The organism is Coleofasciculus sp. (assembly GCF_046539235.1).
Taxonomy (GTDB): Bacteria; Cyanobacteriota; Cyanobacteriia; order Cyanobacteriales; family Coleofasciculaceae; genus Coleofasciculus.
Genome location: NZ_JBKHHI010000530.1, coordinates 1 through 3865 on the forward strand (window position 1 = coordinate 1; position 3865 = coordinate 3865).

General features: G+C 43.9%; 4 protein-coding genes. 3 read left to right on the top strand and 1 reads right to left on the bottom strand.

What is annotated here, in order from left to right:
• Positions 1–133: 133 nt before the first annotated feature.
• Entirely contained in the window at positions 134–1321 is a 1188-nt protein-coding gene (locus tag ACLFWI_RS28055; RefSeq protein WP_446415666.1) for a helix-turn-helix domain-containing protein, read from the bottom strand.
• 327 nt (positions 1322–1648) lie between these two features.
• Between ACLFWI_RS28055 and ACLFWI_RS28060 the strand changes: the two genes are divergently transcribed.
• The 3 genes from ACLFWI_RS28060 (at position 1649) to ACLFWI_RS28070 (ending at position 3728) form a co-directional block, all read left to right on the top strand.
• Positions 1649–1930: a DUF1830 domain-containing protein gene (locus ACLFWI_RS28060; RefSeq protein ID WP_446410904.1), complete on the top strand. Its 282-nt coding sequence runs from the start codon at positions 1649–1651 to the stop codon at positions 1928–1930.
• A 76-nt stretch (positions 1931–2006) separates the two neighbouring features.
• Positions 2007–2393 (top strand): hypothetical protein, encoded by a 387-nt coding sequence (locus tag ACLFWI_RS28065; RefSeq protein ID WP_446410903.1) that lies wholly within the window; start codon positions 2007–2009, stop codon positions 2391–2393.
• A 282-nt stretch (positions 2394–2675) separates the two neighbouring features.
• A complete protein-coding gene (locus ACLFWI_RS28070) occupies positions 2676–3728 on the top strand; it encodes a DMT family transporter (protein WP_446415667.1) in 1053 nt (350 codons plus the stop codon).
• Positions 3729–3865 lie beyond the last annotated feature (137 nt).

The following is a 3865-nucleotide window of genomic DNA, read 5'->3' on the forward strand; positions in this document are numbered from 1 at the left end:
CTTGCGCCCGATTCAATAGTAAAATCTCTTCCACAATTTTAGCTTAACTCTTTGAACCCGTTTCAACGGGTTTTAGCTTTTAGCCCCAACTTTAGTTGAGGGCTTAAGTCAGCTAGATGGACAATTTAATCTCTCAATCTCTCAATACCAAATGGCGCTGCGCGTCAAAGGTAATTGTTCCTTGCTGCTGTAACTGATTGAATAGTCGAGTAATCGTGACTCTAGTTGTACAACAGGCGTTCGCAAAATCCTGATGCGTCAAGCGAACCGTTAAACGAGTCCCCTCTAATGTTGGTTGACCAAATTCCGCTTTTAACCACGATAGGAAACAGTGTAAACGGTCTGTTACTTGTCGCTTACCCGCCATGGCTAATAAAAATTCTGTCTGTTGTAACCGCTGATTAAGCAGAGGTAACAGCGTCTGAGATAGTTGAGAAGAGGCGGCAATTTCAGTGCAAGAAATACTAATTAATTCTGCTGTTTCCGAGACAACAGTGGCTTCGTACATCGGTAGAGATGTCATGCTAGAACTGAAGGGTATGGATTCTCTGATTAATCCGACGATTATTTCATCACCACTTTCGCTAACTGTACTCAGTTTGATCACGCCTTGGGAGACGATCCAAGTAGTATGGGGTTTGAGGGAAATTATCTCGCCTTTATGATAGATATGCCGAGGGCGATTTTGGTAAAGGTTGGTATTATTATCATAATTGTCTCCCCTCAGCATAGGTTGGCGATCGCGAATATCCTGTACTATCCAGTGCAAACTGATTGACTGATTGTCAAAGTCGCAGTGGGGACTTACCCTCAAAACCGCATCCAAGGGTTCACGTTGACGCGGCTGAATCTGAGCGATCCATTCTTGTTGTAGGTTACGCTGCTGAATCTGGATGAGTTTAGCCGGAAACTTGCGGCGATCGGATTTAATCAAGTAGATGTCTAGGGGTTTACCGACTAAAAACCGCTGCGATACATTCAGGAGGTTGGCAGCGGCTTGATTGGCTTCTATAATTTTCCCATTGGTATCCGTTTCTAGGTAAGCATGGGGCAAAAACTGGAATAGGTGTTGATAACGCTGGCGTTCGGCTGCTAATTTTACTTGCATCGCTGCCGATTCCTCCGCCTGTGTTAGAAGTTCCTCCATCGCCACTTGCAGTTCTTCTGAAGCCATACCGAGTTCTTTAAAGGCTGAGGGTAGTAGGTGGGATTTTTCGTTTGCAGTATTGACACAGCGGTAAAGCTGATCTAAGCGTCCTTGTAATCCCTCAAGTTGCTGTATAAACCGCTTCAAGTCACTGTCAAACATCTCAGCACTCATTTTCCCTGTAAATATTCCCCCATAGATAGATTTTCAAGTGTCTTATTCAGTGTTTGGGAAGAATTAATTGATTTCGCCCTGCAAATACGTCTGTATTCACAGTAACAAAGCAACTTCACATAAGTCCCCATCTTTAGACAGACGTAAGAGTATAGCGGAAATGGATATACTGCTAGATGTCAAGTCAAGTTAAAGCTTTCAGCGTCATCGCGACCGATAAGGCATAAGAACCGGGATCTACTGTCATCCCAGCTCAACCCCTATCTAGCTAGGATTGGCAACTTCCCTTCTGACTCATAGCTACTCACTCTCCATTTACAGATAGATATGAATTCTCAAACCACTTCTCGTCAAACAACTTCCGTCTCTAAACCCAGCCAAAGTACATCTAATAATCACCAAAATCTTTGCTGTTATACCAATCACACCAGCCATATTCAAGTTATCCGGCTTGTGAATCAATCCCAGACTAATTGGCAACGGGTTATTTTTCCTGGTGAGCGTTTCCTGTTTGAAGCAGACTCTGAATCGAACTTAGAGATTATGGTTAATGAAGCGGTTTCTTCTCTAGTTAATTGTCGGAAATTGCTAGTAAAAATCGAATACTGATTCTTTGTTAAGTAATTTTTTTTGTGTAATTGGCGCAGTAAACACTATTCCTATCCTAAACAAGAATATCAGCATCATGTCGCAGAAAATTATCAATCTTACCTGTCTGCTTGTTATTCAAGAAGTGAAAGATATCTTGGCAACTTATCCAGAGTCTCCTTATCAAGAGGCTTTTGCTCAGGCAGAATTATTTAACCAGCTCATTAATCAGGTATTAAGTCGAATTCCGGATCAATCCTATACTATCCTGTACGAATCTGAAAAACTCCCCAAAAACCCTAAACGCTTTTACTCCTCCCTAGAAGAGCGAATGATGGTTGAAGAAGTGATTCATCAGACTATTATTGCTCTACTGGAAACGCAGAGAAAAAAAACGTTACATTCCCCGGCGTCAGCAGATAACTGTTCTGCTAATGCAGCGATGATTTCCAACAAAAAAATCTATCGTTGGTTCGGCTATTAGGGCTTTGAGATAGGGACACCATAGTAAGCTGTCATGCATTTAAATTGGGTATTAGTAGGGAGCTTGCTGGCTCGCACTACCTACAAGGAAGGATGAGAGCCATTATTGACATTAGGGTTTAAATGCCGAACAGCTTATCCATCCGTCTCAACTGAAGCCACAATCCTTGCCAATTCTTTCTGGTAGATCCCCCTGCTCTTCCTGATTCGGATGATACAATAGTCGCTAACGCCAAGTCATGTCGGTTTTGGCTGAGTCAATCCAGGAGTCCAACTTCACCTGATGTCAAGACGAACGGCGAACCGGGCTAATGTATTGAATCGAATTCCCGGACGTGCTTATCTGTTAATCGCGATTGTGATTTTCGCGTCAGCCAATGCCGTAATCCGGATGTTAACAAATTTGGGAGATCAAAATCTAATCGATGGCAGAAATCCCATCTCGTTCTGTAATGTTCTGTTTACGGGAAATCTTTGTGCCTTAATCGCCCTGATCTTAATCTATGGAAAGCAATGGAATGTTGAGTCGTTAAAACGTCTCTCCTGGACAGATTGGCTAGGATTGACGGGGGTGGCAATACTGTCCGGGGCATTAGCTCCGGCTTTAACATTTATGGCACTGGATTTGACCATGGTCAATAATGTGGTCTTGATTGGGCGAATTGAACCGCCCCTGATTCTGGCGTTATCCATACTGTTGCTGGGAGAACGGGTAAATAAGTGGGTGATAGCAGGTGCGGTGGTTTCATTCATTGGCGTTTCCTTGACTGTATTACTTCAGACTCCCGCCACGGATATGGTGAATATGGGAAGATTCCAGATTGGCAGAGGGGAATTATTTGCCGCAGGTGGTGCCGTGGCGTTAGCCTTGTCCACGATTATTAGTAAGGTGAAGCTACGCCAGATTCCGTTGGCTATTTTCAGCATCTATCGCATGGCAATGGCAACGTTGGTGTTCTTTGTCGTTGTCTTGATGCTGTTTGAACCCAATCATTTTATGGATGTTTTTTCGCCTTTTCTGTGGCGATGGATGTTGATTTATGGCATGGTGATTGTCGTCGGGGGTCAACTCTGTTGGTTTATGGGGTTAAAGACAACGGGTGCAGCCGATGTTTCCTTAGCGAGTTCCTTTAGCCCCATTGCTGGAATTTTAGCGGCTTATTTTATTTTAGGAGAAGTGCCAACCATGGCGCAATATATCGGTGGGGCGGTGATTATTGGCGGTATTATTCTGAATCAGATTGGCGTGTTTCGCAAAATGGCGGAAACGGTTATACCAACCCCGGTGAATTCGGATAAGGAAGCGGATACAGAGGTGGGCTTTAAAGGAGTTTGAACCACCAGTTCAGGACTATTTGAGGTTCATATCATCCCCTTTTGCCACGGCGATTGAAATCGCTGCTACACAAACAAAGTCCGCCTGCGCGGACTGGGTTATCAGGGGGGTAGTTAACCCGGATTTAGTCGGTTGAC

Bases quoted from the DNA above. Each gene is read 5' to 3' on its own strand.
- ACLFWI_RS28055 (WP_446415666.1), bottom strand. From the start codon at position 1,321: ATGAGTGCTGAGATGTTTGACAGTGACTTGAAGCGGTTTATACAGCAA.
- ACLFWI_RS28065 (WP_446410903.1), top strand. From the start codon at position 2,007: ATGTCGCAGAAAATTATCAATCTTACCTGTCTGCTTGTTATTCAAGAA.
- ACLFWI_RS28060 (WP_446410904.1), top strand. From the start codon at position 1,649: ATGAATTCTCAAACCACTTCTCGTCAAACAACTTCCGTCTCTAAACCC.
- ACLFWI_RS28070 (WP_446415667.1), top strand. From the start codon at position 2,676: ATGTCAAGACGAACGGCGAACCGGGCTAATGTATTGAATCGAATTCCC.